Raw genomic sequence first — 20,419 nt, forward strand, 5'->3', positions numbered from 1 at the left:
CGAAATCGGACCTGGCCCTATTCCTATCGTCGGGAGTATTGAATGCTGTTGAGCAAAACCGCGAGCACGATCACCGCGCCGGTAAAGACGGTCTGCCAATAGGAGGATACGCCGATGATCACCAGACCGTCGGAGAGGAAGCCGATAACGAAAGCGCCGAGCAGCGTACCCTGAATGGTGCCGCGTCCGCCTGTCAGCGCCGCGCCGCCGATGACGACCGCTGCGATTGCCGTCAATTCGTAGGTTGTACCGGCGGTTGGACCAGCAGAGGTCAGCTGCGACGACAGGACGAGACCGGCAATGGCAGCACAGATGCCCGAAATCACATAAACGGAAATCTTGACCCGCTTGACCGGAACACCTGAAAGTTCTGCCGCCCGCTCGTTTCCACCCGAAGCATAGAGCCAGCGACCGAACGCAGTGCGATTGAGAACGACGGCGCAGATGATCGCCAGCACAGCCAGAACCAGAACGCCAATCGGAACGCCGAAAAGCGTGTTGAAACCGAGCCAATCAAAGCCGGTATTCCCCAGTTCCGGACGGCCACCAAGATTGTTGTAGGTCAGACCATTCGTCATCAGCAAGGCGACACCGCGAGCACAATAGAGCACGCCAAGCGTGGCCACGAAGGCTGGAACCCGCAGATAAGCAATCAGTACGCCATTAACAGCGCCGACAAACGCCCCCAATGCACAGGTGATGATGACCACGGCCCAGACAGGGAAATACAGAATGATGCCGAATTCCTGCAGCGTCACGCCCTGCATCAGGAAACCCGCAACGACACCTGCAAGCCCCAAAGTGGAACCGACGGAAAGATCGATGCCACCATTCAGGATCACCAGCAACATGCCAATCGCCAGCAACCCGAAAATGGCCACATGCGAAGACATGATGAGGAAATTGTCGACCGTGAAATAATAGGGCGACAGGAACGAAAAGGCAGCGATGATTGCGATCAAAGCAAAAAATGCACGACCTTCGAGCAGCAGATGCACGATATTGGTTTTCCGCTTCGCCCCGCCTGGGGTTGCCGCTTTGTCTTTTGTGCTCGTGACTGACATTCTATCAGTGCTCCATAACTAAAGCATTCCAGCGATCTGGTAACATCAGATCAGGTGCTCGAACTTTTCGACTTGCGCATGCCCGCTCGAAAACCGAGGACATGCAGCAGTTTTTCAATGACCAACCATGGCTTCGCCCGAGGCGGCCATGATCTTCTCCTTGGAGACATCCGAACCAAATTCGGCTGAGATGCGCCCCCGATGCATCACGATGATGCGATGAGCAATGCTAAGGCATTCACCAACTTCGGAAGTCGTATAAATGACCGCCAGCCCCTGCTTGGCTTTCTCGGCCAGCAACTTGAACACCTCGGCCTTCGCGCCGATGTCGATGCCCCGGCTCGGTTCATCCAGCAGGATTACTTCGGGCTCGGTGGCCAGCATCTTGCCGATCACGACCTTCTGCTGATTACCGCCGGACAACGACCCGATCGCCGCGTCACCCCCGTCGGTCTTGATATGAACATTTTTGATCGACTGATCGATGATGTTCTTCTCGCTCTTTCGGGACGTGAAGAGGCCTTTGGTGATCTCGGCTATGCTGGCCAGTGACAGGTTCTTTCCGACTGTCATCGTCTGGACCAGACCATCACGCTGGCGATCTTCCGGAACCAGAACCAGCCCCTTTTCGATGCGTTGGGCGATGGAAAAACCCGAGACGTCGGTGCCCTTGAGAAGCACACGACCGTCACTGGCCTTCAAACGACCGGCAACCGTTTCGAGAAGCTCGGTGCGACCCGCACCCATCAGCCCATAGATGCAAACGATTTCGCCTGCCCGCACATTGAGCGACAGCCGGTCAACCAGCGCGAAATCCGCGCCAGCAGGATCTGGAACCGTCAGGTTCTCTACGGAAAGAGCAACGTCCCCCCATTCATATCCGGTTGGAGGAGACCCAAGATCGAAGTTCTCGCCCACCATGTTACGAACGATCCATTCCAGATCGATTTCGTTGCGCGGCGCATAGGCCGTCATCGTTCCATCGCGCAGCACGACGGCATGATTGGTGATCTGTAGCGCTTCTTCGAGATGGTGCGAGATATAGACAATCGCAACGCCACGCGATGTCAGATCGCGGATGACCTTGAACAGCACCTCGACTTCCGATGCACTCAATGCGGAGGTCGGTTCATCCATGATGAGAATGCGGGAATTGACCGAAAGAGCCCGGGCGATTTCCACAATCTGCTGCTGGCCGAGACGCAACTCTTCTACCGGTGTCAGCGGGTCGATATCTTCTTCCAGTTCCTTCATGAGTTCGCGCGTGAGGCGTTCTTCTTCGGCGAAATTTACGCCAGTCGGCGTGCGGATTTCACGCCCCATGAAGATATTGTCACGCACATTCATGTTGGGTGCGAGGCTCAGTTCCTGATGGATGATCGAGATGCCTCGGTCACGCGCTTCCGTCGACGAATTGAATGTCACCGGTTCGCCGTCCAGCACAATCGTGCCGGATGTCGGCTGAATAACTCCCGACAGCACCTTCATCAAAGTCGACTTGCCGGCGCCGTTTTCGCCGAAAAGCGTGGTGACCTGGCCGCGACGTATCTCGAAATTCACACCCTTGAGAGCGTGAATGCGGCCATAGGATTTGGCGACATTCTGCGCGGCCAGAACGACATCACCGTTCTTGCCTTCAATTCCGGGATTTTCGATTGTTGGTGCCGCGCTCATTTGACTGCGAACTCTACTGGCGTCACGAGCCAGTTCTTTGGATTGACGAGCTTGAACACGCCGGTCACCGAAACCGTCTTGCCGACGAGATTGTCGGCATCCACGCCTTGCAGAACCTGCTTCTTCATTTCGTTGTTGAGCGCAGAACCTGCATTCTGGAACTCGATCTGGTTCTTGAACTGACCAAATTCGATTGTGCCGGTCGCATCGCGCAAATCCGTGCCATTGACGGCGGGACCGGTCTGGACCCGGATCGCCATGCCTTCAGGCAAGCCATCGACCTTGATCACATTATAGTTCGATTTGCGCTCTTCAACCACGCCGGTGAACTTCACAGGAATGACCGGATTGACGCTGCCGACGCCATATTTTTTACCTGCCGCAGTCTTGTCGGCTGCCAGCGCCGTTCCAACTTCGGCTGCATCGGCGGCGCGTTCGATAATGCTCGACTTAACCTTCGGAAACTCTGAAGCGCCATAAGCCTCAGGCGAAAATGCCTGCTGACGCACATCGGAATCAGAACCGATCTTGACGATCTTCGTATCGAAGCCAATCGCGCCTATAACGACCACAGCCGCAATCACACTCCAAAGAATGGCGCGGTTTTGCTTGGGCGAAGCTCGCGAAACTTGATTAGTCTGTGCACTCATTATTCAAACCTGCCGAATTGTCGGAACGGATCGCGGCCAGTTCTGACCGCCGTGAACACTCACCTGTTTGCGAATAGCCCTGCCGTCAGATCGAGCCAGCGAAATTCTCCACTCGCGCGGCAACCGGGACAACGGACAAAATCATGACATCCTCCACGCGGTCCCAGGGCTCCGCTCCTCCGTGCCTACTGGAAACAGGCATCGCCCCATGCATTATGATAGCGACGTGTTATTAACTCCAATTATGATGTTATAAACATAGATAACTGTCAATCCGATGTTTTGGAACAGACGGGGGAAGTTCGTTTTTCGGCGAGAAATCCGCCCGTTATGGCACCAGAAACGACTGTTTCAATCCACATATTTAAATGCCATCGCGGCTGTTGACGACCGGATTGAGGCTTAGCTCTCTCGTAGAGAGATTCAATAAAAAAACATGCTATTTCAATATATTATATCATAAAGCGCGAACGATTTCCCGCTGCCAAAGGGTCAAAAATCGCCTCACTTCTCGAAGTGACTTCCCTTCGGCTAACAAGTTTGTGAAAAATAATTCGTACACATAAAAATTTTACAGACATTGCCGAGCCGCTATGTTATCTCAGTTAAACGCGAATGCCCGATTTCATTAAAAACAGGGTTGCGGCGACGCATTTCAGTCGTGGGAGGAATCCAGATGTCGATAAATACGTGTAGCGGCCATGCGTCATAAAGGTGATCTCATCATCGGGATCGATGCTGGCACATCCGTTCTCAAAGCAGTCGCGTTTGATTTCAACGGACACCAGATCGAGTCTGCCGCCGTACGCAACAAATACGATACCGGCGATCACGGTGCAGTGACCCAGTCCCTGTCACAAACCTGGAAAGATTGCGCCAGCGCCCTGCTCGGCCTTGCAGAAAAAGTTCCCAACCTGCGCGAGCGCGCGGCGGCGATCGCCGTCACCGGCCAGGGCGACGGCACTTGGCTTGTCGGCAAAAACAACCAGCCCGTTACCGATGCCTGGATCTGGCTCGACGCGCGCGCCGCCACAACGGTGACGCGGCTTGCCGCTGGCCCCATGAACCGTGCGCGCTTCGAAGCGACAGGCACGGGACTCAATACATGCCAACAAGGCTCGCAGATGGCGCATATGGATAGCGTTGCGCCAGAACTGCTCGACAAGACCGAGGTCGCGCTTCACTGCAAGGACTGGCTCTATCTGAACCTCACCGGCATTCGGGCCACCGACCCATCGGAAGCAAGCTTCACCTTCGGCAATTTTCGCAACCGTCAATATGACGATGTCGTCATTGAAGCACTGGGCCTGCAAAAACGCCGCAAGCTTCTGCCTGAAATCATCGACGGCACACAGACCATGCATCCGTTGAGTGCAGAGGCGGCAGCCGCAACCGGCTTGCTGGCCGGAACGCCTGTCAGCCTCGGCTATGTGGACATGGCCATGACTGCACTCGGTGCTGGCGTTCGTGGCGGGACCACCGATGCGGGCTGCTCCACCATCGGCTCGACAGGCGTGCATATGCGCGCAAAGCCGATCGCCGACATTCACCTCAATCGGGAAGGCACCGGCTATGTTATCGCATTGCCAATTCCCGGCATTGTGACGCAAGTTCAGACCAATATGGGCGCGACGATCAATATCGACTGGATATTGCAGGTGGCCGCCGACCTCATGTCGACACCGGACAAGCCTGTTTCGCTGAATGACCTTATCCCGCGCCTCGACGTATGGTTCAATGCAAGCCGCCCGGGTGCAATCCTCTATCATCCGTATATTTCAGAGGCAGGAGAACGCGGACCTTTCGTCAATGCCAGCGCGCGCGCAAGCCTCATCGGTCTTTCGAGCCGTGATCGTTTCCCCGAACTGGTGCGATCCGTGGTCGAAGGACTGGGCATGGCAACGCGCGATTGTTATGCCGCCATGGGCGACATGCCAGCCGAACTGCGCATCACGGGCGGCGCCGCGCGATCACGCGCTTTGCGCAGCACACTCAGCGCTTCCGTCAATGCGCCGGTTCGCGTTTCCTCCCGCGAGGAAGCTGGCGCAGCCGGTGCAGCAATGATGGCTGCTGTCGCCATTGGGGCCTATGCGACGATGGATGATTGTATCGCCGAATGGGTGGAGCCTCTGCTCGGAACCCCGGAAGCACCCGACGCTTCCCGCGCACGGCATTATGAAGAGCTTTATCTCGCCTATCGGGAATCCCGGCTGGCGCTGGCGCCGGTTTGGGACCAACTGGCCGCCGACAGGTAAGGCCGGGCGGATTGGCGCAATATGATGAGACGTGCCGAAACATCGGCATTCCAAGGAGCATGCAATGGCTGAGACGGAAACTTGTGACCTGTTTGTGATTGGCGGCGGCATCAATGGCGCAGGCGTTGCGCGCGATGCTGCCGGGCGCGGTCTCAAGGTCGTTCTGGCCGAAAAGGACGATCTGGCGGAAGGCACTTCGTCACGTTCCGGTAAACTTGTCCATGGCGGCCTGCGCTATCTGGAATATTACGAATTCCGTCTTGTTCGGGAAGCGCTGATCGAACGCGAAGTGCTGCTCAACGCGGCGCCGCACATCATCTGGCCGATGCGTTTCGTTTTGCCCCACAGCCCGCAGGACCGTCCGGCATGGCTCGTGCGGCTTGGCCTGTTTCTTTACGATCATCTCGGCGGACGCAAGAAACTTCCCGGCACCCGCACGCTCGATCTCAGGCGCGACCCGGAAGGCACACCGATTCTCGACCAATATACCAAGGGCTTCGAATATTCAGACTGTTGGGTCGATGACGCCCGGCTTGTCGCGCTCAATGCGCTGGGCGCCGCTGAAAAAGGGGCGACCATCCTCACCCGCACGCCGGTCGTGTCGGCGCGCCGCGAAAAAGGCGGCTGGATCGTTGAAACGCGCAACCGCGATACAGGCAAAAACCGCAGCTTCCGCGCCCGCTGCATCGTCAATTGCGCAGGCCCCTGGGTAACGGATGTTATCCACAATGTGGCCGGATCGAACTCAAGCCGGAATGTGCGTCTGGTCAAGGGTAGCCATATCATCGTGCCCAAATTCTGGGCCGGTTCGAATGCCTATCTCGTTCAGAACCACGACAAGCGCGTGATTTTCATCAACCCTTATGAAGGCGACAAGGCGCTGATCGGCACCACAGACATTGCCTATGAGGGCCGCGCGGAAGACGTTGCCGCAGAGGAAAAGGAAATCGATTATCTGCTCGCCGCGGTGAACCGCTATTTCAAGGAAAAGCTGCGCCGGGAAGATGTGTTGCACGCATTCTCAGGCGTGCGCCCATTGTTCGATGACGGCAAGGGCAACCCTTCGGCTGTCACACGCGACTATGTCTTCGACCTGGATGAAACCAACGATGCACCCCTTCTGAACGTGTTCGGCGGTAAAATCACGACATTCCGAGAATTGGCCGAGCGGGGCCTGCATCGCCTGAAGCATATTTTCCCCAATATGGGGGGCGACTGGACGCATGGCGCGCCGCTACCCGGCGGTGAAATACCCAACGCCGATTACGAAACCTTCGCCAATAGCTTGCGCGACAGCTATCCCTGGATGCCACGTCAGCTTGTGCACCATTACGGTCGCCTTTATGGCGCGCGGACCAAGGATGTCGTCGCCGGTGCGGCTGGCCTCCCAGGCCTTGGCCGCCATTTTGGCGGCAATCTTTACGAGGCCGAAATTCGCTATCTGGTCGCAAAAGAATGGGCGAAGACGGCACAAGATATTCTCTACCGCCGCACCAAGCACTACCTGCATCTGACTGAAGCCGAACGCGCTGCCGTCACGGAGTGGTTCGACAACACACATATTGCTGCCTGAGGACGACATGGCCCTTACGCTCTCTTTGAACACCAACCCGCTGGTCAATCGCTTTGCCGAGCCTGATGATCTAATCGAAACAGTGGCCCGCGATCTGCGCCTCCGCGATCTTCAGCTGACCCATGAATTCATCAATCCCAGCTGGCAAGCCTCCACGATCCGCCGTCTGACGCGCGCAATGGACAAGGCCTTGCAGCGGACAGGCGTTCGCGTGACATCGGGCATGACAGGGCCCTATGGTCGCCTCAATCACTTCGGCCATCCCGACAGCGAAGTGCGTCGCTATTATGTCGATTGGTTCAAGACATTTGCCGATATTATCGGCGACCTTGGCGGCAAATCGGTCGGCACACAGTTTGCGATCTTCACCTATAAAGACTTTGACAATCCCGCGCGTCGCGAGGAGCTTATAGACATTGCAATCGACTGCTGGGCGGAAGTGGCCGACCATGCAGCCGGTGCCGGTTTGGATTATGTATTCTGGGAGCCGATGAGTATCGGTCGGGAATTCGGCGAAACCATCGCCGGATGCATGAAACTTCAGGATCGCCTGACCGCTGCACATATGACGATCCCGATGTGGATGATGGCGGATATCGACCACGGCGATGTCACATCGGCCAATCCGGACGACTTTGACCCCTATGCCTGGGCACGCGCGGTGCCAAAAGTTTCGCCGATCATCCACATCAAGCAGAGCCTGATGGATAAAGGCGGCCATCGTCCGTTCACCGCGGCCTTCAACGCCAAGGGTCGCATTCAGCCGGAACCTTTGCTGAAGGCTTTCGCCGAGGGCGGTGCCCAAGACAATGAAATTTGCCTCGAACTCTCGTTCAAGGAACGCGAACCGAACGACCGCGAAGTCATTCCGCAGATTGCGGAAAGTGTGGCTTTCTGGGCCCCGCACATTGACACCGGCGTCAAGGATTTGAAGATATAAAGAAGGGCAGAATCCGACCGAAGCGCCACCACGTTCGACAGGATAATGCTTCAAGTGAAAGACCTTAAGGCGCGCGCCTCTGATAAGATCAGATTGAAACGCGCCTGACCTGCGAAGGGACCGGACAGCTCGAAATGGCAGATGCAGACGATTCCCTCGCCCTTCGTGCAGCCTGGCTCCACTTTGTTGCAGGCATGACCCAGTCGGCTGTTGCCAAGCGCCTCGGGCTACCTTCCGTGAAGGCGCATCGTCTCATCGCCAAGGCGGTTGCGGATGGTGCCGTCAAGGTCACCATCGACGGCGACATTACCGAGTGTATCGATCTGGAGAACCGTCTCGCAGATCGATACGATCTCGATTATTGCGAAGTCGTACCCGATATCGGTGAGGAAGGCCTGCCCCTCACCGCGCTTGGCCACGCGGGCGCGGATTTTCTTCGCCGCGAAATCGAACATGGCGACCATGAGGTGATCGGTATCGGCCATGGCCGCACCCTGTCGGCTGCGGTCAACTATATGCCGCGCGTTGTGGCAAATGATTTGCGCTTTGTCTCGCTTCTCGGCGGCCTTACACGCAATTTCGCCGCCAATCCCCATGACGTGATGCATCGCATCGCGGAAAAAACCGGCATGCCCGCTTATGTGATGCCGGTGCCGTTCTTCGCCAACACGGCTGAAGATCGCGAAGTGCTGCTTGCCCAGCGCGGCGTCACCACTGTTTTCGATATGGGATGCCGGGCAGAATTGAAAATAGTCGGGATCGGCACTGTGGATTCGCAGGCGCAACTCGTGACATCCGGCATGATCGAACTCGCCGAAGTCGAAGAAATCGCCTATCTCGGTGGCGTCGGCGAAATGCTCGGACATTTCTTCGATGCTAATGGCAAGCGACTGGAAACCGGTCTCACCGCACGCACCATCGCCGCGTCGGTTGAAAACGCGGATATGAGCCGCATTATCGCCCTTGCGGGCGGCTTGCCGAAAGCCGAAGCCATTCGAGCAGTCCTGAAAAGCGGGCGTCTTTACGGCCTGATCACCGATGAGCGCACAGCCAAATTCCTCGTCGAATAGCGAACGTGAAAACGTCACAAAATCACATTTATTGTAGATTTTTTTGTGATTTTGTGATTTATCGTCGTTGAATGTTTCGCGAGACAGATCGGACACAAGCGTGAAGCGCGACGACAGAAGACAGGCGATCATAAATTTACTGATTGAAAATCAGTCCGTCGATCTTGACGATCTGTCGGATCGCTTTGCCGTGTCCAAAATGACAATCCATCGCGATCTGGATTCGCTGGAAGAATCTGGTGTTTTGCGCAAGGTTCGTGGCGGCGCGACAATGGATGCAGGCTCGCAATTCGAAAGCGATTTTCGATTTCGCGTGCGCCAGGACAATGAAGCCAAGCTTCAGATGGCCAGAGCGGCACTGGAACTGATCGAGCCGGGCATGACCGTCATGATCAATGACGGTTCCACGGCTGCGGTTCTGGGCGGGCTTTTTCCCGAAAAGCGGCCGCTGACCGTCATCACCAATAACGCGGTCATCATCGATGAGCTGAAAGGCGAAAGCGGGATCAATCTCATTGCTCTCGGCGGTGTTTTCTCGCCCAAGTTCAACGCTTTTTTCGGCCTGTTGACGGAAGAGGCACTGTCACATCTGAGTGCCGACATCGCCTTCATTTCGACACCCGCCGTCAATGGCAGACTCGTATATCATATGGACGAAAATGTCGTGCGCACCAAACGCGCAATGACCGCTTCGGCGACACGCACCTGCCTTCTGGTCAATCATCAGCGCTTCGGGCGCCCCGCTTTACATGTCATGGCCGACCTCGCCGATTTCGATGCCATCATCACCGATACATCCCCTGGCCGCGAAATCACAGCCGAGCTGGAACAGGCTGGGATCAAACTGACAATAGCAGACTAGGAAAGAGCATTTGGGCATGGCCAGATTTTGGGTTGGAACGAGCTGGAAAATGAACAAGACGCTGGCGGAAGCGCGGGCCTTTGCCGACGCGCTGAAGGCCGCTGACGGCGAACGATCAGCTGATATTCAGCGTTTCATCATTCCACCGTTCACGGCTGTGCGCGAAGTGAAGGAAATCCTGTCCGACACATCCGTAAAGGTCGGCGCACAAAACATGCATTGGGCTGATAAAGGCGCATGGACCGGTGAAATTTCTCCGCTGATGCTCAAAGACTGCAATCTCGACATTGTGGAACTCGGCCATTCCGAGCGGCGCGAGCATTTCGGCGAGACCAACGAGACTGTTGGCCTCAAGGTTGAAGCTGCGGTGCGCCACGGGCTGATCCCGCTGATCTGCATCGGCGAGACCTTGGAGGACCGTGAAAGCGGTCGGGCGGCAGAGGTTCTCGCGGAAGAAGTGCGCGGCGCGCTGTCCAAATTGTCGGACGAGCAAAAGCAGGCCGAAATCCTGTTCGCTTATGAGCCCGTCTGGGCCATCGGCGAAAACGGCATTCCCGCTTCCGCCGACTATGCCGATGCCCGACAGGCAGAAATTATCGCCGTCGCTGAAGGCATTCTCGGCCGCCGCGTTCCCTGCCTTTACGGCGGCTCAGTCAATCCCGGCAACTGCGAAGAACTGATCGCCTGCCCGCATATTGATGGCCTCTTCATCGGACGCTCCGCCTGGAACGTCGAGGGCTATCTCGACATTCTGGCCAAATGCGCAGCCAAGATTCAAGTGAATTGAGAATTCAGACTAGTTAAGGAGTGAGATCATGAAAATTGCAGTAGCAGGAGACAGCGCTGGCGAAGGTCTGGCCAAGGTTCTCGCCGACCACCTCAAGGACCGTTTCGAGGTTTCGGAAATCTCGCGCACCGAGGCTGGCGCCGACGCGTTCTACGCCAATCTTTCCGACCGCGTTGCATCGGCTGTTCTGGACGGCACCTATGACCGCGCCATTCTCGTCTGTGGCACCGGTATCGGCGTCTGCATCGCGGCCAACAAGGTTCCCGGCATTCGCGCAGCGCTGACGCATGACACCTATTCGGCTGAACGCGCCGCCTTGTCGAACAACGCCCAGATCATCACCATGGGCGCGCGCGTGATCGGATCGGAAGTCGCCAAGACCATCGCCGATGCATTCCTCGCCCAGACCTTTGACGAAAACGGTCGCTCGGCTGGAAACGTGAACGCCATCAACGATGTCGACGCCAAGTACAACAAGTGCTGATTTATTCGTCAGGACATGACAAAAAAAGCGGACGGGAAACCGTCCGCTTTTATTTTTACAGCAAGCTTAAAGCTTAGCTGAACTTCGGATCAAGCGAGCCGTCGAGATAGCGCTTTGCCATATCGGCAAGCGGGATCGGACGGATAGAGGATGCGTGTCCGGCGGTGCCGAACTGCTCGAAACGGTCCTTGCAAAGCTTGGTCATCGCGGCCATCGCTGGCTTCAGATATTTGCGCGGGTCGAACTCGCTTGGGTCTTCCTGCAGGATGCGGCGGATCTGGCCGGTCATTGCCATGCGGTTATCCGTGTCGATATTGATCTTGCGCACACCGTGCTTGATGCCGCGCTGGATTTCCTCGACCGGCACACCCCAGGTCGGCTTCATCTTGCCGCCGAACTTGTTGATAATTTCCTGAAGGTCTTCCGGCACAGACGACGAACCATGCATGACAAGATGCGTGTTCGGCAGCTTGCGATGAATTTCTTCGATCACATTCATGGCCAGCACGGAACCGTCCGGCTTGCGGCTGAACTTATATGCGCCGTGCGAGGTGCCCATGGCAATGGCCAGTGCATCGACCTTGGTTTCGCGGACGAATTTCACCGCTTCATCCGGGTCGGTCAGAAGCTGATCATGCGAGAGCTTGCCTTCCGCGCCGTGGCCGTCTTCCGCATCGCCCATACCGGTTTCCAGCGAACCGAGAACACCCAGTTCACCTTCCACCGAAATACCGCCGAGATGCGACATTTCGCTGACGCGGCGGGTGACCGAGACGTTATAGTCCCAATCGGCAGGCGTCTTGCCGTCAGCTTTAAGCGAGCCGTCCATCATCACCGAGGTGAACCCTGCCTGGATGGCCGTCATGCAGGTAGCAGCTTCATTGCCGTGATCGAGATGGACGCAAACCGGAATATGCGGATAGATTTCCGTCACTGCATCCATCATGTGGCGGAGCATGATATCATTGGCATAAGAACGCGCACCGCGGGATGCCTGCAAGATAACCGGCGCATCGACGGCATTTGCCGCTTCCATGATCGCCAGCGCCTGCTCCATATTGTTGATGTTGAATGCCGGAACGCCATAGCCTTTTTCGGCTGCATGATCGAGCAATTGACGCAGTGTGATGCGTGCCATTTTTCAGTCTCCCTACCAGTCGCGGTCAGATGCGCTCACGCGCGTAATATTCACCCAGAACATCCACCTCTTCAGCAACGCCAAACACGAGCGCGCTTCGCTCATGGTAGGATTGCGGCAGAATATCAAGAATAGCGGTCGAACCGTTGGTTGCTTTTCCGCCTGCTTCCCGGCAAAGGAAAGCGATCGGATTTGCTTCATAAACGAGCCGCAGGCGGCCCTTTTCGTAGCCCGCACGGCGATCATCCACATAGAAGAAGAGGCCGCCGCGCTGCATGATGCGATGCATGTCGCCAACCGCCGCGCCGAGCCAGCGCATGTTGAAATTGCGACCGCGCGGCCCGTCCTTACCGAGGAAGACGTCATTCACATAGGCCTGCATGCCCGCAGAAAGATGCCGCTGAACGGATGCGTTGAACGCAATATCCGACGCGCGTTCTGGCAGGGTCACGTTGCGGCGCGTAATCTGGAATAGTTCGCTCGCCGGATCGAAGGTGGCGAAAATCACGCCATCGCCAACCGAAAAGCAGAGATCGACAGAATTGCCGTAGGATACATAGCCTGCTGCAATCTGCCTGCTGCCCGGCTGCAGGAAGGGTTCGTCCGTATCAGCGGGGAAGAACGAGAAGATCGTGCCGAGCGGCGCGCCGAGACCTACATTGCCGGAACCGTCCAGCGGGTCGATGGCAACCGCAATCAGACCATCAGCCTTGCCTGCCACGGGCAGATCAGCTTCTTCCGATAAAACGGAGGCCGCACCCGCTTCAATCAGCAAATCAACAAACAGATTGTGCGAACCGACATCGATGCTTTTCTGCTGATCCTGATCGCTGTTGACGCCAACAAGCTTTCCCGGATCACCCGGCAACGAACCGCGTGCAATGCGCCCGGCAAGCCTGCTCGACCCCGCGAGAATGGCCTTGATCGCATTGGCTGTCGCCAGTCGCAGAACATCTTGCCCTGCCCAGCCATCGAGATAGTTTCCAACGGTATCAGCCTCGATGCGGTCATTATCGCCAGCCAGAACCAGCGGCGCAAAATTGCCAGCCATTATTATTCACCTTGCTCCAGAAGAAATTTCGCCGTGCATCGACGCGGATGCGCCGAAGCCGTTCAAGCCAATCACGTCGTCTTCGATGCAGTTTGCCAGTTGCAGCATGTCGAATACGGGCGAGGCGAAATTCATGGCGGCAACCTCCTTGCCAATCACTGATTTTTTGCCTGCCGCACGCATATTCGTGAGAAAGGTCAGCAGGCCAGAGCCCACTAACATCATCCTGAGATATTAACAACGTGGCTATAACATTATAACGATTTAAATGTGATTTTGTGTTCAATTTTTTTATTTCGTGATCGTTGGCAATTAGCCATCTCCTTGTAATTACTATGTTTCGGCGACATAGCTCCTTTCCGGGGATTCCGGGCCGCATCGTGTTGCAAAGCGAGTCGCCGCCTCATTGCGCCCGATACCGCCTTTGAAAGAAGTCATGTTCCATTCCATGCCTGAACACGCTTCCTGCCATTGCGAAACTGGCCGGTTGCCAGCATTGATATGCCTGCTATGAGTGGAGATACTGTTTCGAGACGGATGGCAGCTGAAGGCGCGCGCAATGTGCAAGGCACGGAAATGAACGAGGATTTCGGATCGCTGGATGACGAGCTGGAACGCGCGCGCGTTGCCTGGCTCTATTTTATCGGTGGGCAGACCCAGCAAGAAATTGCACAGCGGATGAACATCACCCGGCTCAAGGTCAACAAGATCATCGGGCATGTGCGTGAGTCTGGACAGGTGCAAGTCAACGTCAACCTGCCATTGACAGACTGCATTGAACTGGCTGAGAAGGTAGCGGCGCGATACGATCTGGTCGAGGCGGTCGTCGTGCCCGATCTCAACGATTATATCGAGCAGAAGCGGGTTATCGGTGAAGCCGCAGGCACAATGGCGTCGGAACTGATTGAAGGGCGCGACATGGGCGTCGGGATCGGCTCTGGCAGAACCTTGAGCTTTGCGGTTCGCAGGCTCCATCTGCGTCCCAAGCCCGAGAGCTGGGTTGTCGGATTAACTGGCGGCGTCACCAGCGGTTCAGCGACAAACACGTTCGAAGTGGCAACGGATTTTGCCCGTGCATTGGGCGTGGAATGTCACTACCTGACCGCGCCAATCTATTGCGCAAACCCGGAAAGCCGCAATGCGCTGCTGCTCAATGATGAACTGACCGATGTTCTGGCCAGAACTGAGATTGCCGATATCGGGCTTGTTTCATGCGGCCCGCTGACGCAAGAAACGTCGCTGACACATATCCGGGTTGTCAAAGACAATCTCGATACGGTGCTGAAACTTGGCGCAGTCGGAGAATTCATGGGCTGCTTTCTCGACGCTCGGGGACGACCGATCGAACATTTTCTCAATGATTCAATTATCGCCCTGCCGCCGGACAAGCTGAAACTCAAACCCGTCTCGGTTCTTGTTTCTGGTGGTCTCAATAAAATTCCAATCATCCGCGCCATATTGCGGGGCGGATATGTCAATCGCCTCGTCACCAATGAAGGCGTAGCCCGGGCTTTGTTGCAGGGGCCACGTTAAGCAACCCCTGCAAGCAATTGCTTACTTCTTCGCGGATGCCTGCAATGCTTCCGCCATGGCGCGCAGCGTCACAAATGTCGATGCTGCGCCGGGATCGATATGGCCAACGGAACGCTCACCGAGTTTTGCGGAACGACCGCGACGCGATTCCATGGCAGCCGTCGATTGCATACCAGCCTCTGCACCCTTGCGGGCCGCAAGGAGGACATCCAGCGTCGAGCGACCCTGCTTTGCGGCTTCCGCAGCGGCAGCCACAGCCGGAACCCATGCATCGATCATGGTTTTGTCGCCCGGCTCGGCGCGGCCACGATCACGAATGCCCTGACAAGCCGCCGCCAGCCAATCGGCCATGCCCGCACCATCAAGGTTCAACCGGTTGCATACCGCAGTACCCGCCCGCAGGAATGCCGTCGCGTAGAGCGGCCCCGAGGATGCGCCCACCGCGTCGAGAAATGCCTTGGCCATGCGCTTGCAGATGGCTTCGATGGTTTCGTCTTCCGGCGCGTCTTCCAGCGCGTGCTGCACTGCCTTCCAGCCGATTTCCATCGTGATGCCATGATCGCCGTCGCCGATAACGCCGTCCAGCTCCGATAGCCAGTTTTTCTCGGCGATGATTTGCTCGCCGACATTGGCCATCATGATCTTGAAAATGGCTGGCGTCACATCACCATCCTTGATCAGCTCACGCGGCGCGTCTTGGGCAGGATCGCGAGTTTCTGCGGTATGTTCCACCTTATGGCTGCGACTGGCCAGACGCTCCTTGGGCTGCACGGCACCGACCGTCAGCGCAGGCGTATGACACGGATGATCAAGCAGCGCCTGCAATGTATCGTCGAGCTTCATCAGCGTAATGGAAGCGCCAGCCATTTCGAGCGATGTTGCATATTCGCCCACCCAGGACGCGTGGATGCTCACGCCCTTGCCATCCAGCAACTGCTTGACCCGACGGAAAACCAGATAGAGCTCGATCTGCGATGTCGCACCAAGTCCGTTGACCAGAACCGCAACACGGTCACCACGCTTGAGAGCCAGTTCCTCCAGAATGGACGCCATCAATTCGTCAGTAACAGCATCGGCAGGCGCAAGTTTTTCGCGACGGATACCCGGCTCGCCATGCAGCCCCATGCCGATTTCCATATCCTCGTCGCCGATGGTGAAATTCGGCTTGCCGGTCTGTGGCAAGGAACACGGGCTGAGGGCTACACCCATCGAGCGTGTCGCGTCGTTCGCGGCCTGCGCCAGTGCTTCGACGCGCGCCAGAGGCTCACCCAGATCAGCGGCGGCACCGGCAACCTTGAAGACGAAGAAATCGCCTGCAATGCCGCGCCGTTCCGTCTTCCGGTCAAGCGGTGCGGAGGCCACATCGTCGGCAACAGCCACATGGCGCACATCCATTCCGCTTTGCGCCAGCTCTTCCGCTGCCATTGTGAAGTTGAGCACATCGCCGGTGTAATTGCCGTACAGCATGAGAACACCGACACCACCATCCGCCGCGCGCGCCGCTTCGGCAATATGCGATGGCGATGGCGAGGCAAAAATATTTCCAACCGCCGCGGCATCAGCCAGTCCGCGACCGACGTACCCGGCAAAGGCAGGCTCATGTCCCGAGCCCCCACCCACAACGATACCAACCTTGCCGTCGCGGGGACCATCAACGGCCACCACGGCCCGACCGGTCTCGCCTTCGACACGCAGCATATCCGGATGAGCGCCAACCATGCCTTCAATCAATTCCGCAATGATGTTTTCCGGCGCATTAATCAGCTTTTTGGTTCTGACCTGTTCATTCATGTTCGTATCTCTCATCAAACTTCAGCGGCGGATTTAGTTGGCATCGCGTCGTAGATAGCGGCGCGAGATTGCATCAAAGGAAATAGCGAGAACCACAATCGCACCGGACACAATCCCCTGCCAGTAAGGCGAGACGCCAAACAGCACGATGATGTTTTCGATGATGGCGATTATACCTGCGCCAAGGATCGCTCCAATCGGGCTGCCGATGCCGCCCGTGGTTGCGACACCACCAATGACAGAGGCTGCAATCGGGGCCAGAACCCAGCTATCGCCGATGGACGGTTGCGCCGTTCCCAGACGCGCCACCATCAACACGCCGGCCAGTGCCGCGATGGCGCCCGCCACGACGAACACCAGAAGGCGTACCTTGTTGACGCGGATACCCAGCATACGTGCACCGTCGCGGTTGTTGCCAATGGCATACATATAGCGACCGAACGGCGTTTTCAGCATTACGAAGGTTGCAACCAGAAGTGCGGCGATCATCACCAGAAACGGCACCGGAACGCCGAAGAGGTCGCCACGTCCCAAAAACTGTACCTCACGCGGTATGCCGGTAATCGCGACACCACGCGTCAGCACCAGATTAGCGCCGCCGAAAATACCCGCCGTACCGATGGTGAGAACCAGCGAATGCAAGCCAAGAACGGTGACCAGCAAGCCGTTAAGCAGGCCAAGACAAGCGCCGAGACACAGTGCCAACAGCATGGCGGTATAAGGCTCGATTCCCAATTTGACCATCAGGATGCCGGAGACGACGCCGCACAGACCGCCGATGACGCCCAGCGACAGATCGAGTTCTCCCAATACCATTAGCATCGACTGGGCAATGGTGATGAGACCCACAAAGGCCAATCCGCGTGCGACGACGGAAAGATTATATGGCGTCAGGAAATAGGGCGAAATCACCGCCGACAGGGCGAAAATCACCAGCAGGGCAAAGAAGACGCCTGCAAGCGGCGTGCGTATCAAGTTGGAAAGCGGTTTAGTTTGCATCGGCTTTTACCTCTGTTCCAAAGATCGCGCCTACGAGTGTTTCATTGTTGGTTTCGGTGGCGTCGTACTCGCCGGTAATGCGCCCGTTGTGCATCGTGATGATACGGCTTGCGCATTTCTTGAGTTCGTTCAGTTCCGAGGAAACCAGGATGACGCCCACGCCCTCCTCGGCCAGATTCTTCATGATGCGATAGATTTCGGTTTTGGTGCGGATATCAATGCCCTTGGTCGGTTCATCGAAGATCAGCACGCGCGGCCGCGTTGCCATAGCGCGCCCAATAATCGCTTTTTGCTGATTACCGCCCGAAAGTTGCGATATGCGCTTGCCCATGCCGGAGGTGCGAATACCGTAATCGTCAATGATCTTTTGAACAATGTTACGTTCGCGGCGGTCATTGATGCCGAGCGAGCCGCTGGTCAGTGAAAGCACCGACAGACCGATATTCTCGCGCAGCGACAACAGCGGGAAAATCCCGTGATGCTTGCGCTCTTCCGACAGATAAAGCATGCCGCCGGCCACGGAACGCGACGTGTCGTTCAATGCCCAATCCTTGGCCTCAACCTTCACGCTTCCGGCGCGCGCCTTGAGAAATCCGAAGATGGTTTGCATGACTTCCGAACGGCCAGCGCCGACCAGTCCGGCAAAACCGAGAATTTCGCCCTTACGCAGATCGAAGCTGACGTCTTCAAATCGCGGGCCCGAAAGTCCACGAACTTCCATGATCGGCGCGCCGATCTCGCCCGTCGGTCGGAAATGCTCGTCCAGCGCGAGATCGCGACCAGACATGGCGCGGATGAGATCCGCCTCCGTCACGTCGCTGATCTTGCCGCTCTCAATCTTTGTGCCATTGCGAAGGACCGTGTAATCATCACCGATCTGGAAGACTTCATCCATCTTGTGACTGATGAAGACAATCGCATGGTCACGATCGAGCAGGCTTCGAATAACCTTGAAAACGCGCTCCACCTCGACACGCGTCAGTGACGATGTCGGTTCGTCCAGAATGAGAACCTTCATCTGAGAATTGGTGCAGGCCCGCGCAATTTGCAAAAGCTGCTGGTCGGATACCGATATATTGGCAACCAGCTGATGCGGATGCGCTTCGATACCGAACCGGTCGAGATATGTCTTGGCCTCTTCCATCAACGCCGTGCGATTGACCAAAAAACCGCCATGACCTGTCCGGCTGAATGGCAGGAACAGGTTTTCGGCTACGCTCATCTGCGGAAACAGAGTCAGTTCCTGCGGGACATAGGCCACATTCTTATAGAGCGTCGGATCTGACGCAGGATCGCGCCCATCGATCAGAACCTGACCGCGCGATGCGTGATCGGTCCCGGTCAGAATTTTCACGAGGGTGGATTTACCCGCGCCGTTCTCGCCAGCAAGAATATGGGTGCGTCCGAGCTCAATCTGGAGATCGACCCCATCCAGAGCGGTCACACCGGGAAAATCCCTGCCGAGGCCGCGCGTTTCAAGATAAGCCATAGAGGGACATCCTGGACAGCATTGGACAAAGGAAGCGCGGAGAAACTCCACGCTCCTGTAGCGTGATCGGTGGGATTAATTACCCACGTTTTCCTTGGTCAGGAATGCGTTGCCGGTATCGATATAGCCCGGTACCGGAGCGCCGGTTGCCTGGGCCCAGAGCACCATGACCGACCAGTAGCCCTGCAATTCCGGCTGCGATGCCGAAGAGCTATCAGCAACGCCGTTGCGGATCATGTCGAGCATTTCCGGCAGGTTATCGAGACCGACGAGCGTGACCTTGCCCTGCTTGCCAGCTTCGACAATAGCCTGACCGATGCCGATCGGACCTGCGGCATCCGATGCGACCCAGCCCTTCAGATTTGGGTTGGCCTGCATGATTGCGGCTGCCTGCTGCTGAGCGGTTTCGATGCTGTCATTGTCGATGCCTTCAGCAACAACCTTGATTCCCGGATGCTCGGCGAATACCTGACGATGGCAATCGGCGCGGATGGAGTGATTAGGCGCCGTCGGCACGCCCATCATGATCGCGACTTCGCCTTCACCGCCAAGCACCTCGACCAGACGGCGCGCGGCGATCTTTGCCTGCTCGCAGAAGTCCGAACCGATATGGGTAATAGCCATGCCTTCCGGCGGCACGGAATCGAACAGGACGAGCGGAATCTTCTGTCCCTGCGCTTCTTCGAGGGATGCCCGATTGCCAGACGGGTCGAGCAGATCCAGCGCCAGACCGTCAGGACGGGTTGCCAGCGCACTGTCGATGATCTGGTTTTGCTGTACGACATCCGCGCTCTGCGGAGCCGAATAAACGATTTCAACATTCGCGCCAGTCTGCGCTTTGAGCGCTGCTGCGGCCTGCTGCGCGCCATCATTGACCTTGTCGAACCAGGGATGCACGACCTTCGGCACGATAACGAAGCGATAGCTATCCTTCTTCGTCGTTCCCGGCGCATCCTGCGCGATTGCGACAGTCGGCAATGCAAAGGCGGCAAGCGCCAGCAAAGTAGCGAATTTTTTCATTAGATTCCTCCCTAAGCAAAATCAGGCCAGGCAACCTCA

The 20,419-nt window shown here is 56.8% G+C and carries 18 protein-coding genes; 8 read left to right on the top strand and 10 right to left on the bottom strand.

Going from position 1 to position 20,419, the window contains the following annotated elements:
- Window positions 1-23: 23 nt before the first annotated feature.
- From ABWW11_RS13055 to ABWW11_RS13065, 3 genes are all read right to left on the bottom strand, one after another.
- Window positions 24-1,064 (bottom strand): ABC transporter permease, encoded by a 1,041-nt coding sequence (locus ABWW11_RS13055; protein ID WP_109365871.1) that lies wholly within the window; start codon window positions 1,062-1,064, stop codon window positions 24-26.
- A 114-nt stretch (window positions 1,065-1,178) separates the two neighbouring features.
- Complete coding sequence (locus ABWW11_RS13060; protein ID WP_109365870.1) at window positions 1,179-2,738, bottom strand: sugar ABC transporter ATP-binding protein; 1,560 nt, start codon at window positions 2,736-2,738, stop codon at window positions 1,179-1,181.
- Window positions 2,735-3,388, bottom strand: coding sequence for a DUF2291 family protein (locus ABWW11_RS13065; RefSeq protein WP_109365869.1), 654 nt, complete (start codon window positions 3,386-3,388; stop codon window positions 2,735-2,737). Before ABWW11_RS13065 ends, ABWW11_RS13060 begins: the two co-directional genes overlap by 4 nt.
- A 701-nt stretch (window positions 3,389-4,089) precedes the next feature.
- Here ABWW11_RS13065 and ABWW11_RS13070 point away from each other — a divergent pair.
- The 7 genes from ABWW11_RS13070 to derI all read left to right on the top strand — a co-directional run bounded on the left by ABWW11_RS13070 (window position 4,090) and on the right by derI (window position 11,359).
- Complete coding sequence (locus ABWW11_RS13070) at window positions 4,090-5,643, top strand: FGGY-family carbohydrate kinase (RefSeq protein WP_109365868.1); 1,554 nt, start codon at window positions 4,090-4,092, stop codon at window positions 5,641-5,643.
- Between the two features lie 64 nt (window positions 5,644-5,707).
- Window positions 5,708-7,216: a glycerol-3-phosphate dehydrogenase gene (locus tag ABWW11_RS13075; protein ID WP_109365867.1), complete on the top strand. Its 1,509-nt coding sequence runs from the start codon at window positions 5,708-5,710 to the stop codon at window positions 7,214-7,216.
- Between the two features lie 7 nt (window positions 7,217-7,223).
- The gene (locus ABWW11_RS13080) at window positions 7,224-8,156 is read left to right on the top strand and encodes a TIM barrel protein (RefSeq protein ID WP_109365866.1); all 933 of its coding nucleotides are present in this window, start codon (window positions 7,224-7,226) and stop codon (window positions 8,154-8,156) included.
- A gap of 134 nt (window positions 8,157-8,290) precedes the next feature.
- Window positions 8,291-9,226, top strand: a complete 936-nt coding sequence (locus ABWW11_RS13085; RefSeq protein WP_109365865.1) for a sugar-binding transcriptional regulator — start codon at window positions 8,291-8,293, stop codon at window positions 9,224-9,226.
- Window positions 9,227-9,326: 100 nt separating this feature from the next.
- A complete protein-coding gene (locus tag ABWW11_RS13090; RefSeq protein ID WP_109365864.1) occupies window positions 9,327-10,088 on the top strand; it encodes a DeoR/GlpR family DNA-binding transcription regulator in 762 nt (253 codons plus the stop codon).
- A gap of 16 nt (window positions 10,089-10,104) precedes the next feature.
- Entirely contained in the window at window positions 10,105-10,875 is a 771-nt protein-coding gene (locus tag ABWW11_RS13095; protein ID WP_109365863.1) for a triose-phosphate isomerase, read from the top strand.
- A gap of 28 nt (window positions 10,876-10,903) precedes the next feature.
- Window positions 10,904-11,359, top strand: a complete 456-nt coding sequence (derI, locus tag ABWW11_RS13100; RefSeq protein WP_109365862.1) for a D-erythrulose-4-phosphate isomerase — start codon at window positions 10,904-10,906, stop codon at window positions 11,357-11,359.
- Window positions 11,360-11,432: 73 nt separating this feature from the next.
- On the opposite strand, the gene fba is transcribed toward derI, so the two are convergent.
- The 3 genes from fba to ABWW11_RS13115 are packed head-to-tail and all read right to left on the bottom strand — an operon-like array spanning window position 11,433 to window position 13,764.
- Entirely contained in the window at window positions 11,433-12,497 is a 1,065-nt protein-coding gene (gene fba, locus ABWW11_RS13105) for a class II fructose-bisphosphate aldolase (protein ID WP_109365861.1), read from the bottom strand.
- 25 nt (window positions 12,498-12,522) lie between these two features.
- Window positions 12,523-13,554: a class 1 fructose-bisphosphatase gene (locus ABWW11_RS13110; RefSeq protein ID WP_109365860.1), complete on the bottom strand. Its 1,032-nt coding sequence runs from the start codon at window positions 13,552-13,554 to the stop codon at window positions 12,523-12,525.
- Complete coding sequence (locus ABWW11_RS13115; protein ID WP_109365859.1) at window positions 13,555-13,764, bottom strand: hypothetical protein; 210 nt, start codon at window positions 13,762-13,764, stop codon at window positions 13,555-13,557. It lies immediately after the preceding gene.
- Window positions 13,765-14,085: 321 nt separating this feature from the next.
- On the opposite strand from ABWW11_RS13115, the gene ABWW11_RS13120 reads away from it, so the two are divergent.
- Window positions 14,086-15,081 carry a sugar-binding transcriptional regulator gene (locus tag ABWW11_RS13120; RefSeq protein WP_244597034.1) on the top strand — a complete coding sequence of 332 codons (996 nt, stop codon included), beginning with the start codon at window positions 14,086-14,088 and terminating at the stop codon, window positions 15,079-15,081.
- Between the two features lie 21 nt (window positions 15,082-15,102).
- Here the strand turns inward: ABWW11_RS13120 and dhaL are convergent, their stop codons facing one another.
- From dhaL to ABWW11_RS13140, 4 genes are all read right to left on the bottom strand, one after another.
- Window positions 15,103-16,887, bottom strand: coding sequence for a dihydroxyacetone kinase subunit DhaL (dhaL, locus tag ABWW11_RS13125; protein WP_353410433.1), 1,785 nt, complete (start codon window positions 16,885-16,887; stop codon window positions 15,103-15,105).
- An 18-nt stretch (window positions 16,888-16,905) separates the two neighbouring features.
- A complete protein-coding gene (locus ABWW11_RS13130; protein ID WP_109365857.1) occupies window positions 16,906-17,871 on the bottom strand; it encodes an ABC transporter permease in 966 nt (321 codons plus the stop codon).
- Window positions 17,861-19,360, bottom strand: coding sequence for a sugar ABC transporter ATP-binding protein (locus tag ABWW11_RS13135; RefSeq protein WP_109365856.1), 1,500 nt, complete (start codon window positions 19,358-19,360; stop codon window positions 17,861-17,863). Before ABWW11_RS13135 ends, ABWW11_RS13130 begins: the two co-directional genes overlap by 11 nt.
- A 75-nt stretch (window positions 19,361-19,435) precedes the next feature.
- Window positions 19,436-20,380 carry a substrate-binding domain-containing protein gene (locus ABWW11_RS13140; protein ID WP_109365855.1) on the bottom strand — a complete coding sequence of 315 codons (945 nt, stop codon included), beginning with the start codon at window positions 20,378-20,380 and terminating at the stop codon, window positions 19,436-19,438.
- Window positions 20,381-20,419: the final 39 nt, after the last annotated feature.

This window comes from Brucella sp. NBRC 113783, assembly GCF_040372265.1.
GTDB lineage: Bacteria > Pseudomonadota > Alphaproteobacteria > Rhizobiales > Rhizobiaceae > Brucella > Brucella teleogrylli.

Bases quoted from the DNA above. Each gene is read 5' to 3' on its own strand.
- ABWW11_RS13055 (WP_109365871.1), bottom strand. From the start codon at position 1,064: ATGTCAGTCACGAGCACAAAAGACAAAGCGGCAACCCCAGGCGGGGCG.
- ABWW11_RS13060 (WP_109365870.1), bottom strand. From the start codon at position 2,738: ATGAGCGCGGCACCAACAATCGAAAATCCCGGAATTGAAGGCAAGAAC.
- ABWW11_RS13065 (WP_109365869.1), bottom strand. From the start codon at position 3,388: ATGAGTGCACAGACTAATCAAGTTTCGCGAGCTTCGCCCAAGCAAAAC.
- ABWW11_RS13070 (WP_109365868.1), top strand. From the start codon at position 4,090: ATGCGTCATAAAGGTGATCTCATCATCGGGATCGATGCTGGCACATCC.
- ABWW11_RS13075 (WP_109365867.1), top strand. From the start codon at position 5,708: ATGGCTGAGACGGAAACTTGTGACCTGTTTGTGATTGGCGGCGGCATC.
- ABWW11_RS13080 (WP_109365866.1), top strand. From the start codon at position 7,224: ATGGCCCTTACGCTCTCTTTGAACACCAACCCGCTGGTCAATCGCTTT.
- ABWW11_RS13085 (WP_109365865.1), top strand. From the start codon at position 8,291: ATGGCAGATGCAGACGATTCCCTCGCCCTTCGTGCAGCCTGGCTCCAC.
- ABWW11_RS13095 (WP_109365863.1), top strand. From the start codon at position 10,105: ATGGCCAGATTTTGGGTTGGAACGAGCTGGAAAATGAACAAGACGCTG.
- derI (WP_109365862.1), top strand. From the start codon at position 10,904: ATGAAAATTGCAGTAGCAGGAGACAGCGCTGGCGAAGGTCTGGCCAAG.
- fba (WP_109365861.1), bottom strand. From the start codon at position 12,497: ATGGCACGCATCACACTGCGTCAATTGCTCGATCATGCAGCCGAAAAA.
- ABWW11_RS13120 (WP_244597034.1), top strand. From the start codon at position 14,086: ATGGCAGCTGAAGGCGCGCGCAATGTGCAAGGCACGGAAATGAACGAG.
- dhaL (WP_353410433.1), bottom strand. From the start codon at position 16,887: ATGAGAGATACGAACATGAATGAACAGGTCAGAACCAAAAAGCTGATT.
- ABWW11_RS13130 (WP_109365857.1), bottom strand. From the start codon at position 17,871: ATGCAAACTAAACCGCTTTCCAACTTGATACGCACGCCGCTTGCAGGC.
- ABWW11_RS13135 (WP_109365856.1), bottom strand. From the start codon at position 19,360: ATGGCTTATCTTGAAACGCGCGGCCTCGGCAGGGATTTTCCCGGTGTG.
- ABWW11_RS13140 (WP_109365855.1), bottom strand. From the start codon at position 20,380: ATGAAAAAATTCGCTACTTTGCTGGCGCTTGCCGCCTTTGCATTGCCG.